The organism is Afipia felis ATCC 53690, from assembly GCF_000314735.2.
GTDB lineage: Bacteria > Pseudomonadota > Alphaproteobacteria > Rhizobiales > Xanthobacteraceae > Afipia > Afipia felis.
In genome coordinates, this window is record NZ_KB375270.1 from 54,926 (window position 1) to 71,759 (window position 16,834).

14 protein-coding genes are annotated in these 16,834 nt (G+C 63.0%); 9 read left to right on the forward strand and 5 right to left on the reverse strand.

The window, feature by feature from the left end; translation table 11 throughout:
• Position 1: 1 nt before the first annotated feature.
• Genes HMPREF9697_RS00255 through glk form a run of 3 tightly spaced genes read left to right on the forward strand, consistent with a single transcriptional unit; the run spans position 2 to position 2,628 of the window.
• Positions 2–772, forward strand: coding sequence for an ABC transporter ATP-binding protein (locus HMPREF9697_RS00255; RefSeq protein WP_002715128.1), 771 nt, complete (start codon positions 2–4; stop codon positions 770–772).
• A 15-nt stretch (positions 773–787) separates the two neighbouring features.
• Positions 788–1,651 carry an MlaD family protein gene (locus HMPREF9697_RS00260; RefSeq protein ID WP_002715129.1) on the forward strand — a complete coding sequence of 288 codons (864 nt, stop codon included), beginning with the start codon at positions 788–790 and terminating at the stop codon, positions 1,649–1,651.
• Positions 1,648–2,628 carry a glucokinase gene (glk, locus tag HMPREF9697_RS00265; RefSeq protein ID WP_002715130.1) on the forward strand — a complete coding sequence of 327 codons (981 nt, stop codon included), beginning with the start codon at positions 1,648–1,650 and terminating at the stop codon, positions 2,626–2,628. Before HMPREF9697_RS00260 ends, glk begins: the two co-directional genes overlap by 4 nt.
• Before the next feature lie 63 nt (positions 2,629–2,691).
• Here glk and HMPREF9697_RS00270 read toward each other — a convergent pair whose 3' ends face one another.
• Positions 2,692–7,260: an apolipoprotein A-IV repeat region-like domain-containing protein gene (locus tag HMPREF9697_RS00270; protein ID WP_002715131.1), complete on the reverse strand. Its 4,569-nt coding sequence runs from the start codon at positions 7,258–7,260 to the stop codon at positions 2,692–2,694.
• A gap of 350 nt (positions 7,261–7,610) precedes the next feature.
• Between HMPREF9697_RS00270 and HMPREF9697_RS00275 the strand changes: the two genes are divergently transcribed.
• The 3 genes from HMPREF9697_RS00275 (at position 7,611) to HMPREF9697_RS00285 (ending at position 9,603) form a co-directional block, all read left to right on the forward strand.
• Positions 7,611–7,991 carry an Hpt domain-containing protein gene (locus tag HMPREF9697_RS00275; protein ID WP_002715132.1) on the forward strand — a complete coding sequence of 127 codons (381 nt, stop codon included), beginning with the start codon at positions 7,611–7,613 and terminating at the stop codon, positions 7,989–7,991.
• An 87-nt stretch (positions 7,992–8,078) separates the two neighbouring features.
• A complete protein-coding gene (locus HMPREF9697_RS00280; protein ID WP_002715133.1) occupies positions 8,079–8,399 on the forward strand; it encodes a 2Fe-2S iron-sulfur cluster-binding protein in 321 nt (106 codons plus the stop codon).
• A gap of 175 nt (positions 8,400–8,574) precedes the next feature.
• The gene (locus HMPREF9697_RS00285) at positions 8,575–9,603 is read left to right on the forward strand and encodes an NAD(P)/FAD-dependent oxidoreductase (RefSeq protein WP_040308049.1); all 1,029 of its coding nucleotides are present in this window, start codon (positions 8,575–8,577) and stop codon (positions 9,601–9,603) included.
• Between the two features lie 49 nt (positions 9,604–9,652).
• Here the strand turns inward: HMPREF9697_RS00285 and HMPREF9697_RS00290 are convergent, their stop codons facing one another.
• On the reverse strand, positions 9,653–11,614 hold the full coding sequence (locus HMPREF9697_RS00290; RefSeq protein WP_002715135.1) for an SGNH/GDSL hydrolase family protein: 1,962 nt from the start codon (positions 11,612–11,614) through the stop codon (positions 9,653–9,655).
• Positions 11,615–11,671: 57 nt separating this feature from the next.
• Positions 11,672–12,724 carry a lysylphosphatidylglycerol synthase transmembrane domain-containing protein gene (locus HMPREF9697_RS00295; RefSeq protein WP_002715136.1) on the reverse strand — a complete coding sequence of 351 codons (1,053 nt, stop codon included), beginning with the start codon at positions 12,722–12,724 and terminating at the stop codon, positions 11,672–11,674.
• 347 nt (positions 12,725–13,071) lie between these two features.
• On the opposite strand from HMPREF9697_RS00295, the gene HMPREF9697_RS00300 reads away from it, so the two are divergent.
• On the forward strand, positions 13,072–13,578 hold the full coding sequence (locus tag HMPREF9697_RS00300) for a YciE/YciF ferroxidase family protein (protein ID WP_002715137.1): 507 nt from the start codon (positions 13,072–13,074) through the stop codon (positions 13,576–13,578).
• Between the two features lie 41 nt (positions 13,579–13,619).
• On the opposite strand, the gene HMPREF9697_RS00305 is transcribed toward HMPREF9697_RS00300, so the two are convergent.
• Together HMPREF9697_RS00305 and HMPREF9697_RS00310 are read right to left on the reverse strand one after the other, a co-directional pair.
• Positions 13,620–14,054, reverse strand: a complete 435-nt coding sequence (locus tag HMPREF9697_RS00305; protein ID WP_040308050.1) for a hypothetical protein — start codon at positions 14,052–14,054, stop codon at positions 13,620–13,622.
• A gap of 63 nt (positions 14,055–14,117) precedes the next feature.
• Complete coding sequence (locus HMPREF9697_RS00310) at positions 14,118–14,645, reverse strand: SixA phosphatase family protein (protein WP_002715139.1); 528 nt, start codon at positions 14,643–14,645, stop codon at positions 14,118–14,120.
• A gap of 90 nt (positions 14,646–14,735) precedes the next feature.
• Here HMPREF9697_RS00310 and HMPREF9697_RS00315 point away from each other — a divergent pair, with 90 nt between their 5' ends.
• Complete coding sequence (locus tag HMPREF9697_RS00315) at positions 14,736–16,142, forward strand: NAD(P)/FAD-dependent oxidoreductase (protein WP_002715140.1); 1,407 nt, start codon at positions 14,736–14,738, stop codon at positions 16,140–16,142.
• 87 nt (positions 16,143–16,229) lie between these two features.
• Positions 16,230–16,727, forward strand: coding sequence for a peptide-methionine (R)-S-oxide reductase MsrB (gene msrB / locus HMPREF9697_RS00320; RefSeq protein ID WP_002715141.1), 498 nt, complete (start codon positions 16,230–16,232; stop codon positions 16,725–16,727).
• The last annotated feature ends 107 nt before the right edge of the window (positions 16,728–16,834 follow it).

The window sequence follows — 16,834 nt, forward strand, 5'->3', positions numbered from 1 at the left end:
GATGGTTGCCACTCCGAACGATGCGATCATCCGGGTCCGCGACCTCACGGTGGGATTCGGCAACAGGCTGATCCTCGACAAGCTCAGCCTCGACGTGAGGCGCGGTGAGATCCTTGGCTTCGTCGGTCCCTCCGGCGCAGGCAAGTCGGTGCTGACCCGCACCATTCTCGGCCTGATGCCGAAACGCTCGGGTACCATCGAGGTGTTCGGCATCAACATGAACGAGGCCGACGACAAGACCCGCAGTGCTGTCGAACGTCGATGGGGCGTGCTGTTCCAGCAGGGCGCGCTGTTTTCCTCGTTGACGGTGCGGCAGAACATCCAGTTTCCGGTCCGCGAGTTCATGAAGGTGTCGGAGCGGCTGCTCGATGAGATTGTCGTCGCCAAGCTCACCATGGTCGGGCTGCGGCCTGAAACCGCCGACCTTTATCCGTCCGAATTGTCAGGCGGCATGATCAAGCGCGTGGCGCTGGCCCGCGCGCTGGCGCTCGACCCGGAGATCGTGTTTCTCGACGAGCCGACCTCGGGCCTCGACCCGATCAGCGCCGGCGATTTCGACGAACTCGTCATGACCTTGCAGCGTGCTTTGGGGCTGACGGTTTTCATGGTAACGCACGACCTCGATAGCTTGAAAACCGCATGCAACCGGATCGCCGTGCTCGGCGACAAGAAGGTGCTGCTGGTCGGCACCATGAACGACATGCTGGCGTCCCGGCATCCGTGGTTGCAGGAATACTTCCATGGCAAGCGTGCGCGTACCGTTATTGCGTAGACCGGAGTTTGAGTGATGGAAACGCGGGCGAACTACCTTCTGATCGGCACCTTTACGCTGGCGGTGATCGCTGCGGCGTTCGGTTTCGTGTTCTGGTTTCAGAACCTCGGCGCGGTCGCGCAGCGCACGCCGATCCGCATCATTTTCGAAGGCGCGGCCTCGGGCCTGCGCACTGGCGGCAACGTCAATTTCAACGGCATCAAGATCGGCGAGGTGACCTCGATCAAGCTCGACGATCCGAAGCGCGTGGTGGTGATCGCCTCCGTCGACAAGAGCGCGCCGATCCGCGCGGACACCCTCGTCGGACTGGAGTTCGCGGGTCTCACCGGTGTATCGGCGGTGTCGCTGAAAGGCGGCTCGCTGGAGGCGGGCGGCATTCCGGTGGCCGACGACGGCGTGCCGACCCTCACCGCCGATCCGAACGCCATCATGGATATCGGCGAGGCTGTGCGGGCGACGCTGCAGAATGTCAACAAGCTCGTCACTGATAATCAGGTCGCTCTGCATGACAGCATGGAAAACCTGAAGACCTTCTCCAAGGCTTTGGCGGATAATTCGAATCGCATCGATAGCATCATGGTCGGCGTGGAATCGCTGATGGGCGGCAAGGAAGGCGAGGAAGGTGAATTGCAGAAGGCCGCGCGGTCGTTCCGCGAACTGGCCGACAATCTCGACAAGCGGACAGCGGTCCTGACGTCGGATGGGCGCGCGCTGATCACAGATAGCCGCCGCACGCTTGGCGACATCAGCCGCGCCGTGAACAATTTTGACCGCAACCCGACCCGCGTGCTGTTCGGCGCGAGCAATACAGACAATCGCGCTGCACCCCCGCAACAGGCTCCTGCTCCACCGGCGCGGGGGCACCGTCCGGCCCGATGAACGTAACGACGCCCGCAGGACTGGATGACCTGCGGGTCATCGGCGATATCGGCGGTACCCATGCCCGCTTTGCGCTGGCGCAGCGCGGGGCTTACAGCCATCTGCAACGTGTCGACGTCGCAAAATACGATTCGCTGATTGAGGCGCTGAAGGATTATCTCGCCGTGCTGCCGTCGGGACTGCTGCCGTCGGTCGCGGTGATCGATGTCGCGGGCCCCGTGCGCGGCGATCATGTGAAGATGACCAATCTCGCCTGGTCGTTCTCGGCGGATGACATGAAGCATCGCCTTGGCCTGAAGGCGTTTCGTGTGCTGAACGATTTTGCCGCAGCCGCATCCTCCATTCCCTATTTGCCGCAAGCGGATTGCTTTCCGATCGGCCCGGATATCTCAGGCGTGAAAGGGCCGATCGGCGTGGTCGGTCCCGGCACGGGACTGGGCGTCGGCGCGCTGGTGCCGAACGGTGACGGCTGGACGCTTATTCCGGGCGAGGGCGGTCATGTTAGCCTTCCGCCATCCAGCGAGATCGAAGACCGCATCCTTGTCATTCTTCGTAAGCGATTCGGGCATGCCTCTGCCGAGCGCGCGCTTTCGGGCGTGGGTCTCGTCAATCTCTATCACGCGCTGTGTGAGATCGATGGCGTGGCGGCCGCACCGTTCACGCCGGCCGATGTGACCGATCATGCTATTCGCGGCACCGATCCGCTTTGCGTAAAGGCGTTCGCGCATTTTTGTGAGATGCTCGGCACGGTGGCGGGGGATCTTGCCCTGACGCTCGGTGCAAGCGGCGGCATCTATATCGCAGGCGGCATCTTGCTGCGTTTCAAGGAGGCTTTCGCAGCCTCCGGCTTTCGCACGCGGTTCGAGAGCAAGGGCCGCTTCCGCGATTGGCTGCAAACCGTTCCGACACGGCTCATTCTGGAAGAGTCGCCGGCGCTGCTCGGGCTTGCCAACGTGCCGATCGAGGTCGGCGTTTAAAGACATAAAAAAAGCGGAAGCCTTGGCTTCCGCTTTTTTGTTTCATGTGTTCGTTGTTCGCTGTCAGCCGAGGCGGCCTGCAGCGTGGGCGAGCAGCGTGTAAACCAGCCCCGTCTCTGAGGTCAGATGGCCGCGCAGCACGGCCGGGCCGCGCTCGTCACGCGACACCTCGTCCAGCAGCCGTTCGAACTCGTTGATGTAACGGTCCACAGTCTGCTTGAAGGCGCGGTCTGCGCGATACTTGCGGGCAACCTCGTCGAACGCCTTCTGACCTGACGGCGTGTAGAGGCGCTTGTTGAAGGCCTTGCGCTCGCCGCGCTGGTAGCGGTCCCACATCTCGGCGGCGAGATCGCGGTCCACCAGACGCGAGATATCGAGCGAGAGGGCATCCAGCGGATTGCCGCTCGGCGCACGTGCCGCCTGCTGAGGCGCACGGCCACGCTCGTTGACGGTGGCATCGGTGCGGTTGAGCAGGTCTGACAGCCAGCCGTCACGCGCCTGATCAGAGCCGGCGGGGCTGACGGACGGCGCTTCGGTGCGGCGTGCGTTCGACGCGCCGAGGTCGGGCGGTGGCAGATTCGAGGCGCTGCCATAGTCGCGGCCGCGCGGAGCCGGTGCAGCAGCCCGGTTGCTCGCCGCAGCCACCGCAGGTTCTTCCTCGCGCTGACGCGTCGCGGCGACGTCGAGGCCGCGGCCGTGACGGGCGACGATGCGATTGAGTTCGGCCAGCGCTTCGATCTGATCGACGATGACCTTGCGCATCTGCGCGGTGCTCTCGGATGCCTCCTGCGGCAGTTCGAGAACGCCGCGGCGCAGTTCGGCGCGGGTACTGTCGAGTTCCTGATGCAGTTCGGCCGCCATCTGCTTCATCGACTGAACGATGTTGCCGAACTTGTCGTTCGCCTCCGCGAACATCGCGGCGGCATCCTGGGTCCCGCGATCGTAGATGTCGCCCATTGCTTCCAGCGTCTGGCGACGCTCGTCCTCGACAGCCATGCGGACTGCCTCGAACTGGCGGCCGACCGCGGAGGAGCTTGCTCCGGCGCTCTCGGCAACGACGCGGGCGATATCGCGCGCGCGCAACTCGGCGGCGTTGAGCGATTCCTCGAGGAGGCTGACGAAGCGGTTGAGGCGTTCGTCGAGATCAAGGGTGCGGGTGTCGATCGTGGTGGAGAGCTGCTCCAGCAGGCTCTGGCGTTCGGCAACGGTCTGCGAGGTGCGTTCGTTGCTGGCCTCGACCGTGCTGACGGCCTCGGAGAGCAGGCGGCCATGACTTTCGAACTGGCTCGAGAGACTGCTGAGGCCTTCCAGTGCACCGGAGGTGGACTCGTTGAACGTACGCAGTTGGTCTTCCAGCGCGGTCGTCGAGGCGCTGTTGCGGCTGGTGACGTCGTTGAGCGCGGTGACGAAATCGGCCACGCGCGTGACCAATGCCCGCTCCAGCGAGTTGAGGTTTTCGTGGGCGCCGGTGAGCACCTCCTGCAGCAGGATGTTGCCTTCACGCAGCCGCTCGAACAGTGCGACCGTATCCGTGCGCAGGATCTTGCTGGTCTCCTGCATCTCGGTGACGGCCGCGGCCGCGACCTGACGCGACTGGTCGATCGCGGCGCGCGTGCTGGTCTCGACATCCTTCAGCGCCTTGCCGACGGAGCCGGTGGCCAACTCGCTCGCGGCGGCGATCTGCCGCGAGATGTCCGAGCTCTGGCTCATCAGCTGCATAGTGAAGTCGCCGCTCTGAGACTCGATCGACTTGAGCGCGCTGGTGGTCGCACCACTGATTGTGTGAGCGAGCTCGTGCGTCTTGGTGCTGAGCGCCTCGACGAGTTGCGCGCTCTTGCCGTCGATCATCAGGCTGAGCTGTCCGCTCCGGTCGTTGAGGGTCGCCGTGAGCTGGTTGCTCTTGTCGCCCAGGATCGCCGCAAGCTGTTCGGTCTTGCCGCCGAGAACCGCAGCAAGCTGTTCGGTCGTGCCGCCAAGGACCGCCGCAAGCTGCTCGGTTGTGCCGCCGAGGGCTGTTGCGAGTTGGTCGCTCTTGTCGTTGAGGGTTGTGGCGAGCTGGCCGCTCCTCTCGTTGAGGGTTGCAGCGAGTTGTTCGGTCTTGTCGCCCAGGATGGCTGCAAGCTGCTCGGTCTTGTGGCCGAGGGTCGCCGCAAGCTGACCGCTCTTGTCGCCGAGAACCAAGGCGAACTCTTCGGTCTTGGCGGCGATCGCTTCGGTGAGCGGTCCGCGCTTGTCGTCCAGCAGGAGCGAGATGCGTTCGGCGTGATCGCGAACGCCGCCGGTGATTTCCTCGACCTTGGTGTTGAGCGACAGGCCGAAGGTTTCGGTACCGGCGGAGATGGTGCGCTCGATCTCGGCGGATGCCGACTTGATCTGGGCGCTGGCATTGTTCGAGGCGAGAAGGAGAGTGCCTTCCGCGTCGCGTGCGCTCGTCTGGATGGTGCGTTCCACCTCGGTCGTGGTGGTGCGCAACTGCGAGCCGACTTCGCCAGACAGAGCCAGCAGCGACTGCTGTGCGTTGCGGGCGCCGGCCTGAATGGCCTCGCTGGTTTCCACAACGAGATTGGTCAGCGAGCGCTCCGAATCCTCGACGCGCGATTTGATGCTCTGCGTGATTTCGTCGGTGCGCGCCAGCAGGGTTTCGCTGGCCTTCTGGCCGCTCGCCTCGACACGGCTGGCGGCGGACTCCACGCGGATGTCGAGCAGGTTCTCGAAGCGCACGACGCGGGCCTCGATGTCGGAGGCAACCGAGCCGGCATGGGCTTCGATGCCCTTCTGCATCTCGCCGAAGCGGGTGGAGAGGGTGTCGGCGAGAGCGGTGCTCTGCGCATCGATGGTCTGGGTGACGACCTCAGCGCGCTTGTCGAACGAATGTTCGAGCGCGGAGAGGCGATGGTCGATGGTGTTGTCGAATGCCTTGATCGTGGTGTCGAGCGACACTTCGAGCGTGGTGACGCGGGAGTCGAGGGCGCTCTGGAAGGCACCGAGCCGTTCGTCGAGGCTGTCGCGAATCTGCGCGCCGTGCGTGGTGACGCGCGTATCGAAGCTGTCGACATAAGTCTTCAGGCTGTCGGAGATGTTTTCGGTGTGCTGGCCCATGCGTTCGACGATCTCGCCGCCATAGGTCTTCACCGTGCGGTCGAATTCGGCGACGTGGCGGGTGATCAGCGCGCCAAGCGTGCCGCTGTCGCGGGCAAATTTCTCGGCGAGTTCGCCGCCCTGTTCGCGCATCAGCGTTTCGAACGAAGCGATGCGGGAGGCAAGGGTTTCGTGCGCGCTTTCGGTCTGGCTTGCGACCTTCGCCACCAGTGTATTGACGGTGACATCGAGTCCTTCGCTGACTGACTCGCCTGTCGTGAGGATGCGGTCGGCAAGGCGGCTGCCTGCTTCGTCCACCTTCGCGGCGAGATCGATTGAGCGCAGCTCCATCTCGTTCAACAGCGAGTCGCCGGAATTCTTGAGCGTGTCGTGAACCTGCTCGGTGCGCAGCGTGATGCCATCGACGATCGCATTGGCGCGCTGATCGAATTCTCCGGTGATACGTTCGACGCGGTCGTTGAGCAGTTCGTGAATGTTGTCGGCGAGTTCGGCGAACTCGTCGTGGATATGGTTGGTCTTGAAGTTGAGGTTTGCAGTGAGCTGTTCGCTCGCCTCCAGGACCGCATTGGCGGTCTGGTTGCTGGCTTCCTCAAGGCGGTCGAGCAGGTCGCCGCCGCGCTCGCCGAGCGCGATGATCATGTTGTCGCCGGCAGCGGCGAACGCACCGGTGATGTGATCGCTACGCTCTTCCAGCATGTGGGTGATGTTGTTTGTCACCTCGTCCACGCGCGAGGCAATGGCATCGCTGATGATGGCAATGTCTTGACGCAGATCGATCTGCACGCCGGAAATGGCATTGCGAACCTGTTCAGCCTGGCCGACGAGCGCGTCGCGCTGGACCGAGATATCGTCGAGCAGGGCGCGGATGCGGACTTCGTTGTCGCTGTAGGCGCGCTCCAGCGCGGAGACTTCGTTGGTGACAAGGGCTTCGAGTTCGCCCGCGCGCGCGATTGCGCGCTCGACGCCGTCGCCCATAGCCGCGACTTCGCGGCGGATGGCCTGACCAACGGTGACCATGGCATCACTAGCGACGTGTTCGGGCTCGGAGAAACGTACGGCCATCTGCGCCATCGACTGGGCGATCATGCTCAGTTCCTGGCTGCGCCAGGAGACGCTCGCGATGAAATAGAACAGTACCAACGGTGTCACGAACACGCAGGCGAGGCCGACGAGGGCCAGCGCGCCACCGTTTGAGCCGACCATGGCTTCGAGCGAAGGCAGGAAGGAGACGATCAGAAAGCCTGCGGCGGCGATCCACAGTGCTGAGAAGATGGCGGCGAACGTGTAGGCGCTGCGGCGGGGGCGGCCGCGCTGAAGCGATTGCAGGACCGCGCCGATGGCTTCGCGGTCGTCATTAGCGGCCTGGCGGCCGAAGCGGGAATCGCCGAAATCGCCTTCGGGCGCACGAAGCGGCTCGTTGGGCAGGGACAACTGGTCGTCGGCCGCTTGCGAGGGATCGGAGATGTTCAAGGCTTCCTGAATCGCCGAGAGCGCGACTTCAGTTGGGTCTTTGACCTTCGGATTCTTCGCCATTTACAGGTACGCCCTTGTTTTTTCACGCACTTAAGGAGGGTGCTGCGGTCTTGTCTGCCGCGCCGTCCCGTCCTTGCCACATCCCGCAGGCCATGACTGCTGCGGATAGTGGCTTGTCCCCCATTTCCGCCAACATCCTATTGGCTGATTAGGTCGAATGAAATGGTTCGCGTTAAGAACATTTTAATCATCGTTAACACGGGCCCGGGCACCCCTACCAAAACCGCTGTTTTAGGGGCTCCCTGAAATTGTGGCGAAATCGTGTTGGGGATAGCGGGGCCGATTTTGAAAGATTGCGTTAACCGAATTCGTGTTCGCTGGCGGTCCAGCCGTCTTGCGGGCAGGGTGCGATGCAGTTTTCAATCGAACAGGTTCCATGGATGCCTTCGCCGCCGCTGGTCCCGATGCCAACGCCGCTGGACTTGTCCTATCTGCGGAGCATGACGCTCGGCGATGTGCATCTCGAGCGCGAAGTGCTGGAGATGTTCAAGACGCAGACCCGCGATCTGCTGGCGCAACTTGCTTCGCATCCTGAAAATTCCGCCGAGCTTGCGCATACGCTGAAAGGCTCTGCGCGCGCGGTTGGCGCGTTCGAGGTCGGCGAGGCTGCTTACGCGCTGGAAATCGGACTGCACGAGCGCAGCGGCTTCGGCGCCGCGTTCCGGCAGTTGCAAGGATGTGCGCGCGAAGCTTTCGAGGCGATCGATACGCATCTCGCGCGCGGCAATTAATCCAGATAATACGCGGCTTGACGCTGGTATGACGCTGTTGGAGCGGCTATAGACTGCTGCAAACTCCTCGCCGTATTCAAGAGATCCATGGTCAAAATCAACTTCATCGATCACGCCGGCACCACCCGTACCGTTGACGTCGATGCCGGCGCGACGGCGATGGAAGCCGCCATCCGCAACGCCATTCCCGGCATCGATGCCGAATGCGGAGGCGCGTGTGCCTGCGCCACCTGCCACGTCTATGTCGACGAAGCCTGGCAGGAAAAGGTCGGACCACCTTCGCCGATGGAAGAGGATATGCTCGATTTCGGCTACGACGTGCGCCCCAATTCGCGCCTCTCCTGCCAGATCAAGATGACCGAGGAACTGGACGGTCTTGTGCTGCGGACGCCCGAGCGGCAGGCCTGATCAGCCGCCGGTTCATTTAGAATTCTTCTATTTTTGCAATCTGTTAGCGACAGGGGCGGGGCTGGTATTTTAGCTCTTTCCCCAGCGGCGATCCTTGGCTAGACAGACGCCGACTGCGGCCGCCTTTTCGGCCCTGCCGCGCCCAATGCATTTTGACAGTGACGAAAAAACCATCATGAGCGAAGCGATCAAGACCGATGTGTTGATCATCGGCGCAGGCCCCTGCGGACTGTTTGCGGTTTTCGAACTCGGTCTTCTCGACATGAAGACTCATGTCGTCGACATCCTCGACAAGATCGGAGGCCAGTGCGCCGAGCTCTATCCGGAAAAGCCGATCTACGACATTCCCGGCATTCCGATGGTGACGGGTCAGGGCCTCACTGAAGCGCTGATGGAGCAGATCAAGCCGTTCAATCCGACCTTCCATCTCGGCGAGATGATCCTGAGCGTCGAGAAGATCGGCGACCCGCTGTTTCGCGTCACCACCGACGCAGACAGGGTGTTCGAAGCCAAGGTTGTTGTGATCGCCGCGGGCGGCGGCTCGTTCCAGCCGAAGCGGCCGCCGGTGCCGGGCATCGAAGCCTATGAAGGCACCTCGGTGTTCTACGCCGTGCGCAAGATGGAGCAGTTCCGGGACAAGGAGCTTCTGATCGTCGGCGGCGGCGATTCCGCGCTCGACTGGACGCTCAACCTTCATCCGCTTGCCAAGCGTGTCACGCTCCTGCATCGCCGCGATGATTTCCGTGCAGCGCCGCATAGTGTCGAGCAGATGCGCAAGCTGGTGGCGGAAGGAAAAATGGATCTGAAGATCGGTCAGGTCACGGCGCTCGAAGGCGAGCACGGTGTGCTGAAGGGTGTTCAGATCAAGGGCGCCGATAATTCCATGTCGACGATCTCCTGCGATACGATCCTGCCCTTCTTCGGTCTCACCATGAAGCTCGGCCCGGTCGCGGAGTGGGGTGTGAAGCTCGAGAACAATCTCGTGCCGGTCGACACCGAAGCGTTCGAAACCAACGTGCCTGGCATCTTCGCCATCGGCGACATCAACACCTACCCGGGCAAGCTGAAGCTCATCCTTTCCGGTTTCCACGAGGGCGCGCTGATGGCGCAGAAGGCAAGCCGCTACGTGTTCCCGGACAAGCGTGTCGTGTTCCAGTACACCACATCGTCATCGAGCCTGCAGAAGAAGCTCGGCGTCAACTGACGCACAAAGTCGCGCGGCCGCGTTGCCGCGCGACTTCATCCAGTCACATCTACTGTTTCAACTGAACCGGATCGATCGGTTCGCGCGTGACGTCGGCTTCCACCGGCGGCAGGCCGAGGATCGCGGCTGCGGCTGGCCACGCAGCGTCCGCCATTGCGGCATGGCCTTCGGCGGTCGGGTGGATCGCACCACCATAAACTGCTGACAGCACGCCCCATGTGGCGTCGTGAATGTCCGTCGGCTGGCTCGATGTCCGCGTGGCGAGCGGATAGGTCATCGCGGTGAAGTAACTGTCGTCCGCATCCCTGATCCAGCGCGCGCGCGGCAGATAGGCGCGGAAGCGGCTTGCTCCCTGACCGCAAGTCAGCGGATTGGAGGCTCCCGCGACGATGTCGGTGGTGAAGCTCTTGCCGTCGGCGCGGAAGCATTGCTGGTCGAATGCGGGATCGGTGGCGGCGCGGGCGCAGAAACCGTGGTTCTGGAACGCCACCTGATGCTGATCGACGAACGTCATCGCGTCGCGTGGGCTGCTGCAGATCGTGCCGCCGGCGCACAGCACGATATTCTTGAGCTGCGGCAGGAATTCGCTGTCGACGAATTGCGATGTCTTGGCGAGCCGTTCGGGCGCGGCATTGAATGCAGGGTGGATATCGAAGCCCGCGAGGCCGCCGGGGCAGGGCGCGCCGTTGAACAGCGTCGGATTGGCGTAGGATGTGAACACCACGCGCGACAGGTCGCCGCCGAGAAGCGGTTTCAGCGCGGCGCGCAGCCGCTGGAAATTCTGCGGTAGCGTGCGTGTCAGCGTGCTGCGTGAATCCTCGACGCTGCCGATCATGCCGCTGCGCTGGAACAGGGTGCGCTCGGTTGTACTGTCGACGATTACGTCGGCAACGAGGCCGGAGAAGTTAATGTCGTTGGCGCCAATCGACAGAAGGATCAGATCGAGCTGCCGCTCGGGCTGGCGGCGCTGCGCGGCGGCAAGCGCTTCTTTCAACTCGGCGACCTGCGAACCGACGGTACCCGCGCAATTCATCGAGGTCTTGGTGATGAGGCATTCGCGCGCGCGGAGCGAGCCGAGCAACCCCTCGTCGACCGTCGCGCCGGAACAGGCGAGTGGCAGGTAGGTCACCGCGATGTGGGTATATTGTATGGCGAGCGCGAGCGCGGCGCGGGTCTGGTAGCTGTAGAGCGAGCGGTGGCAGGCGGCGTTGAACCATTGCGCGCCGAATTTCTGCCACGCGAAGAGTTCATTCGAACCTGCTGCGCTCTCGCAGGCGCGTGCGCCTTTGTAACCTTTGCGGCTTGGCCGATAATATTGCCCGGTCGAACCTTCGAGATAGGAGCGGAAGCAGAACCCGTCGTCGGCGAGCGCCACCGGCCGGTCCGGATTGCCTTCGCCCGAGGCGATGGAATCACCGAGTCCCGCGATCAGGATATCGCGCACCGTGATCTGCGTAGAATCGTGCAGCGGCGTATCGCTGCCGCCGCTCGAGACATCGACGCTTGCGATTGTGGTCTTGCCATTGCGGACGCGGAAATTGATCGGCTCGGAGCAGTCGAGCGTGGTCTGGATCGGTGGGCCTTCATTGTCGTTGAACGACCATGCGCAGACCGAGCCGACCGGTACGGCGCCGGTCAAGCGGACCGTCACCGCATGATCTACTGGCGCGAGATAATCTTCTTTCACGCCATCGCGCGTGCACGGATTGCTGACATGCCCCGCCGGATCGATGCACAGCCTGCCGACCGTATTACGCGCCCAGCCGCGTCCGTCGCTCTGGATTTCCAGCGCATCCTCAGCGGCGAGCACGGTACGACCGGAGGCCATGGCCTCGACCTGAAGCTGGAAGTCGCGTTCCTCGCGAAACAGCCGGAAGCGGTTGCGCACTTCCCACGAAATTTGGATGCCGCCTGCCGATGGGGGCTGTGCAGTGTCCTGCGCGCGCGCGCCGTCAGCCCACGACAGGAGGGCGAAAGCGAGGGCGAGAAGGGCGGTGGTCTTGCGGATCATGGCCTCGTTTCACAGCGCATTGTCGGGAGCGTCCGGCTGCAAGGAGTACAATGCCTGTCAGCCGTTTCGGTTCTGCGAGGACGGCGGCGCGGCCGCCCGTGCCGGGCTCATGCAGGCCTTGCGCTTATGCTGCCAGGGCAGGATGACGCTGAGCCACAATTCGCGCATTCCCATGATCGAGATGGCGATCGCGAACGGGATGAAGAAATAAAGCATGCGGAAAATAAGCAGCGAGGCCAGCAGTTGTTCGTGGCCGAACTGGTTCAGCCCGACGAGCATGGCGGCATCGAACACGCCGAGGCTGCCCGGGGCATGGCTCGCGAAGCCGAGCAGGGTCGAGAGGATGAAAACGACAGCCATCGACATAAAGTCGATCGGCGGATCGTTCGGCAGCAGCAGGTACATGGCAAGCGCGCAGAAACCGAGATCGATGACACCGATCAGGATTTGTACCAGTGTCAGGGGCGCGGAGGGCAGCACCACCTTCCAGCCGTCCCTGCCGAGTTCGCGGCGATTGCGGCCGACCGCGATCCAGCACAGGTAGGCGACGATACCCGCGATCAGGCCGAGGCCGATCAACTGATTGATGATTTGCGGCAGCAATACGATAGATTCCGCGGCGGCGGGGTGCCAGATCAGCCCGATGCCGAGCACGAAGGCGTTGCCGAGCCAGAAGGTCAGGCCGGAGATGAAGCATATCTTGGCGACATCGATGGCGGATAGATTCCAGTCCGAATAGATGCGGAAACGGATCGCGCCACCGGTAAAGACCGTGGCGCCGATATTGTGGCCGATTGTGTAGCTCGTGAAACTCGACAGCGCCGCGATGCGATAGGGCACATGGAATTTGCCGAGGGTGCGGAGCGCGAACAGATCGTAGAACGTCAGCGTGCAGAACGCGCAGACGACGCACAGCGCCGCGAGCGCGATGTTGCCGAGCGACTTGTCTTCAAGCGCCGCCAGCACAGCCGAGGTGTCGATACCCTTCAGCGTCTTGACGAGATGGAGCACCGCGATGGTGACAATGGTCAGGCTGGCGAGAATGCCGAGCCGTTTCCACCCGATCCATCTGTCGAACACGCTCCGCGACGCGCTAAGCAAACCCTGCATTCATCCTCCGGCGACCGTCATGAGCCGATTGAGGGATACGAACGCAAACGGCCTAGCCGGATACTCATATGGCAAATCGCGAGCCGGAAAAACAGGCCAATTTGGCTTTGCATGGCAAGCCTTAACGGACAACATGACGCAAGAGGGCGACGGGCGGGTTCATTACTCTCTACGTCATATCGATGACAAAAGCGGCTCAATTGCGCCCAAACGGCGATTTGGCGTGTCCGCATAAAAAAGCTGGTTTTTGAGAAACCTGCGCTGCCGGCCCTCGTTGAGCGGACATTCCACAATCCGGACGGCGGCGTCCAGCCGCCGTCTCGCATGCCAACCCAAGGGAGCCGCCGATGGGCCTGTTCAGCAAGGATATCAAGACGCTCAACGATCTGTTCGTGCATCAGCTCGAAGACATTTATTACGCCGAGAAACAGCTTGTGAAAGCCATTCCGAAGCTGGCCGACAAGGCGACCAACCCGCAGCTCAAGCAGGGCTTCCTGTCGCACCTGGAAGAAACCAAGGGGCACGTGACGCGGCTGGAACAGGTGTTCAAGATGCATGGCGTCGAGGCCAAGGCGGTGAACTGTCCGGCGATCGACGGCATCATCGAGGAGGCCGACGAGGTGTCCGGCGAGGTGGCCGACAAGGAGGCGCTCGATGCCGCGCTCATCAACGCGGCACAGGCGGCCGAACATTACGAGATGACCCGTTACGGCACGCTGGTCGCATGGGCGAAGCAGCTTGGCCGGAACGATTGCGCCGCTGTGCTACAGAAGACACTGGATGAGGAGCACGCAGTGGACAGGAAGCTCACCGCGCTCGCCGAGTCCAAGATCAATCTGAAGGCGGCAAGCTAGAATCGGGAAGAAGCGCCGCGCAGATATCTGTGTAGCGCTTTTTAATGTCGCGCCAGAGCGAAATGCGCGCCCGCGAATGCCATCGCGGCGCCGAGTATTAGTGCGACGATTCCGTTATAGAAACCGTGCAGCGTCGGCACCGCGCTCGGACCCGAGGCGGCTTGGCCCGCCGCGATCAGAAGCAGCAGCCCGCCCGCGATCAGCGCATGCTGCAGCCGGCGTGGCAGATGGCCCGACACAGCGCTGTAGAGCAGCGATGCGGTGATGTATCCGCCGACAAAGGCAACCGCCGCGATCAGCCACCATGCGATGGCGGCGGTTGCGGGGATGATGCTGTTGTTGGACGTGCCCCACAAATCCCCGAGATCGAGGCCGAAGCGCTGGCCGAGAATGTGCACGCCGAGCGCAAGCAGCATGCCGAACATCGCTGCGCCGGTCAGGATCAGGCGGGGGGAGAAGTAGGGCGTGCCGGGCATCATGCGCGAAATTCCGTTTGACCGGTTGTAGGATGGTGCGGGCATGCGGGCAAGAACGGCCGCTTAACGCGCGTTGCTGTCGGCCTTCAGTTGTTTGGGTGTCATGAATTCACGAAGCGTGTTGGCCTGCAGGGCGAGCTTCGACCATGTGGGAATCGGGCAATCGAACATCACCGTGCCGCAGGTCGGCAGGTTTTGCGCAAGCGTATCGCGCTCGGACGCGGGAGCCTCGCCGATGAGATTCCATGCCAGTTCGTGCAGACCGGGATTGTGGCCAAGCACGAGTAGCGAGGTGATCGAATCCGGGGCGCGGCGGATTGCCTTAAAGATCTGCAGTGGGTTTGCGAGATAGAGCGCATCCTGGAATTCGACCCGGCAGCGGGGAAGATGCGGCGCGAGGAGGTCCCATGTCTCGCGCGCGCGAACGGCGGAGGAGACGAGCGCGAGTTCCGGCACCTGCCGCGCGGCGAGCCACGCGCCGATCAGCGCGCTGTCCAGCTGGCCGCGTTCGTCGAGGCGGCGATCGTAATCCTCCCCGCTCTCGGAATCGCGTTCGGTCTTGGCGTGGCGCAGCAGGATCAAATGGCGCATCGGTCTCCCTATGGCTCAAAGGCAGCGAAATGGCACTTAGGCCCTGTACGCCATCGTGACAAGCATGGCGTCCGTCGCTAAAGAAATCCAATGACAATTCCGCCCTCCGAGACGTCTGTCCACGCCCTTTGGGGCGATTTGCCTGCGGCAGAGCCGCGCGCGGCGTTGACGCTCGATCTCGACGTCGACGTCTGCGTTGTCGGCGGTGGGCTGGCAGGACTGACGGCAGCCCGGGAGGCTGCGCGGCGCGGCATGAGCGTCGCGGTGCTGGAGGGACAGCATGTCGGCTGGGCTGCGTCCGGTCACAATCTCGGTTCGGTGCTGCCGGGGTACGGCGTGCCGGTCAATGATCTGATCGCGCGGATCGGGATCGCGCATGCGCGCGAATTGTGGATGCTGGCGGAAGCAGGCAGCGATTACATCCGCGAGACAATCGTCACCTCCATGCCCGAGATCGCGATGGCGCCCGGCGCGCTCGAAGTTTCCACCACCGATTCCGGGGAGCGGCTGATCGGCTGGCTGCAGACCATCGGCGACAAATTCGGCACCGAAGTCGAAGGCTGGCAGATCGAGCGCGTGCGCGAGGCGCTGCGGACACGCCGCTACTTCCATGCGCTGCATTTTCCGAAAGCATTCCAGATTGACGGCGCGCGTTACCTGCGCGCTCTGGCGGCGCTCGCGGAAGGCGAGGGTGTGCGCATCTTCGAGAACACGCCGGTGGTCAGCATCGATTCCGCCGGCATCCGCAAGCGCATCATCACGCCCTCGGCGAAGCTGCGTGCCGCGCACATCGTGCTGGCGGGCAATATCCATATCGGCACCCCCGCGCTGCGGCTTGCGTCCACATTGATGCCTGTGTGGCGCTACGCTGCGGTGACGGAGCCGCTCGGCGATCTGTTGGGCGAAGTTATCTCCTATCGCGGCTCGGTGCTCGACGATGACAGCATCGATCATTTTCGTATCGTCGACGGCGACCGCCTGTTGTGGTCGAGCCCGGAGACGACGTGGCGCGGCAAGCCGGAACGGTTTGGCCGCCTGATCCGCCGCCGCATCGCGACGGTTTTCCCGCAACTTGCGCAGGCGAGGATCGCGCGCGTGTTTTCGAGCGCTTTCGGCCAGACCGTGCACGGCATGCCGCAGATCGGGGAGTTGCGGCCGGGTCTGTGGGTCGCGAGCGGCTTTGGCCGTCAGGGGCTGAACACCAGCGCCATGGCGGGCCGCCTGATTGCGGGCGGCATTGCGGACGGCGACGACCGGTGGCGGCTGTTCTCGCCGTTCGAACTGGTCTGGGCTGGAGGCAAGGTAGGTCGCGTTGTCGGTCAGTTTGCCGATGGGGTGTCACGTGGACGATCCGCGGCGGTCGGCACGTTGGCCCGCTGGCGGGAGCGTGCCGTGGCGCGCGAGAGGGTGCGTGAGGAGCGCCGCAGCGCGCGAATTGCGGCAGTGCAGGCGCGCACCGAGCGGGTGGCGCAGGATTTCGGATCGGACCGGCGTTAGCCCGGGCGGAAAATCTGCCGGTGCAACGTAACGTGGGCGGCGCGGTTTCGTATCTTGGGTAATCGGCATCCATGCGGAGGTATCGCCATGATCGACCGGCGTCTTCTTTTGTCCACGGCAGCAGGGCTTGCGGCGATGCGCTGGCTTCCATTTTCAAGCAAGGCCCACGCGGCTGAAAAGACATTCGAGGTTCAAAAGACCCCGGAGGAATGGAAGCGGCAGTTGACGCCCGCGCAGTACCACATCCTGCGTGAGGAGGGCACGGAACCGGCCTTTTCGAGTCCGCTCAACAACGAACATCGCAAGGGCACATTCGCCTGCGCGGGCTGCGATCAGGCGCTGTTCGCTTCTGAGACCAAATTCGACAGCGGTACCGGCTGGCCAAGCTTCTACGATCATCTGCCGAACGCCGTCGGCACCACCACCGACCGCAGCTACTTCATGGTGCGTACCGCGGTGCATTGCAGCCGCTGCGGCGGGCATCTCGGCCACGTCTTCAATGACGGCCCCAAGCCGACCGGCCTGCGCTATTGCATGGACGGTCTCGCGCTGAACTTCAAACCGGCGGCACCTTCGGCGTCCTGAGGTCGTGCTCCGGCAATTCTTGCCGGGATAGGCAAGAGCGCCCCGGTATTCCGGCCGGGGTATTTTTATAACTCATTGCCAAACCTCGTCTTCTTCTTTGGCACGAG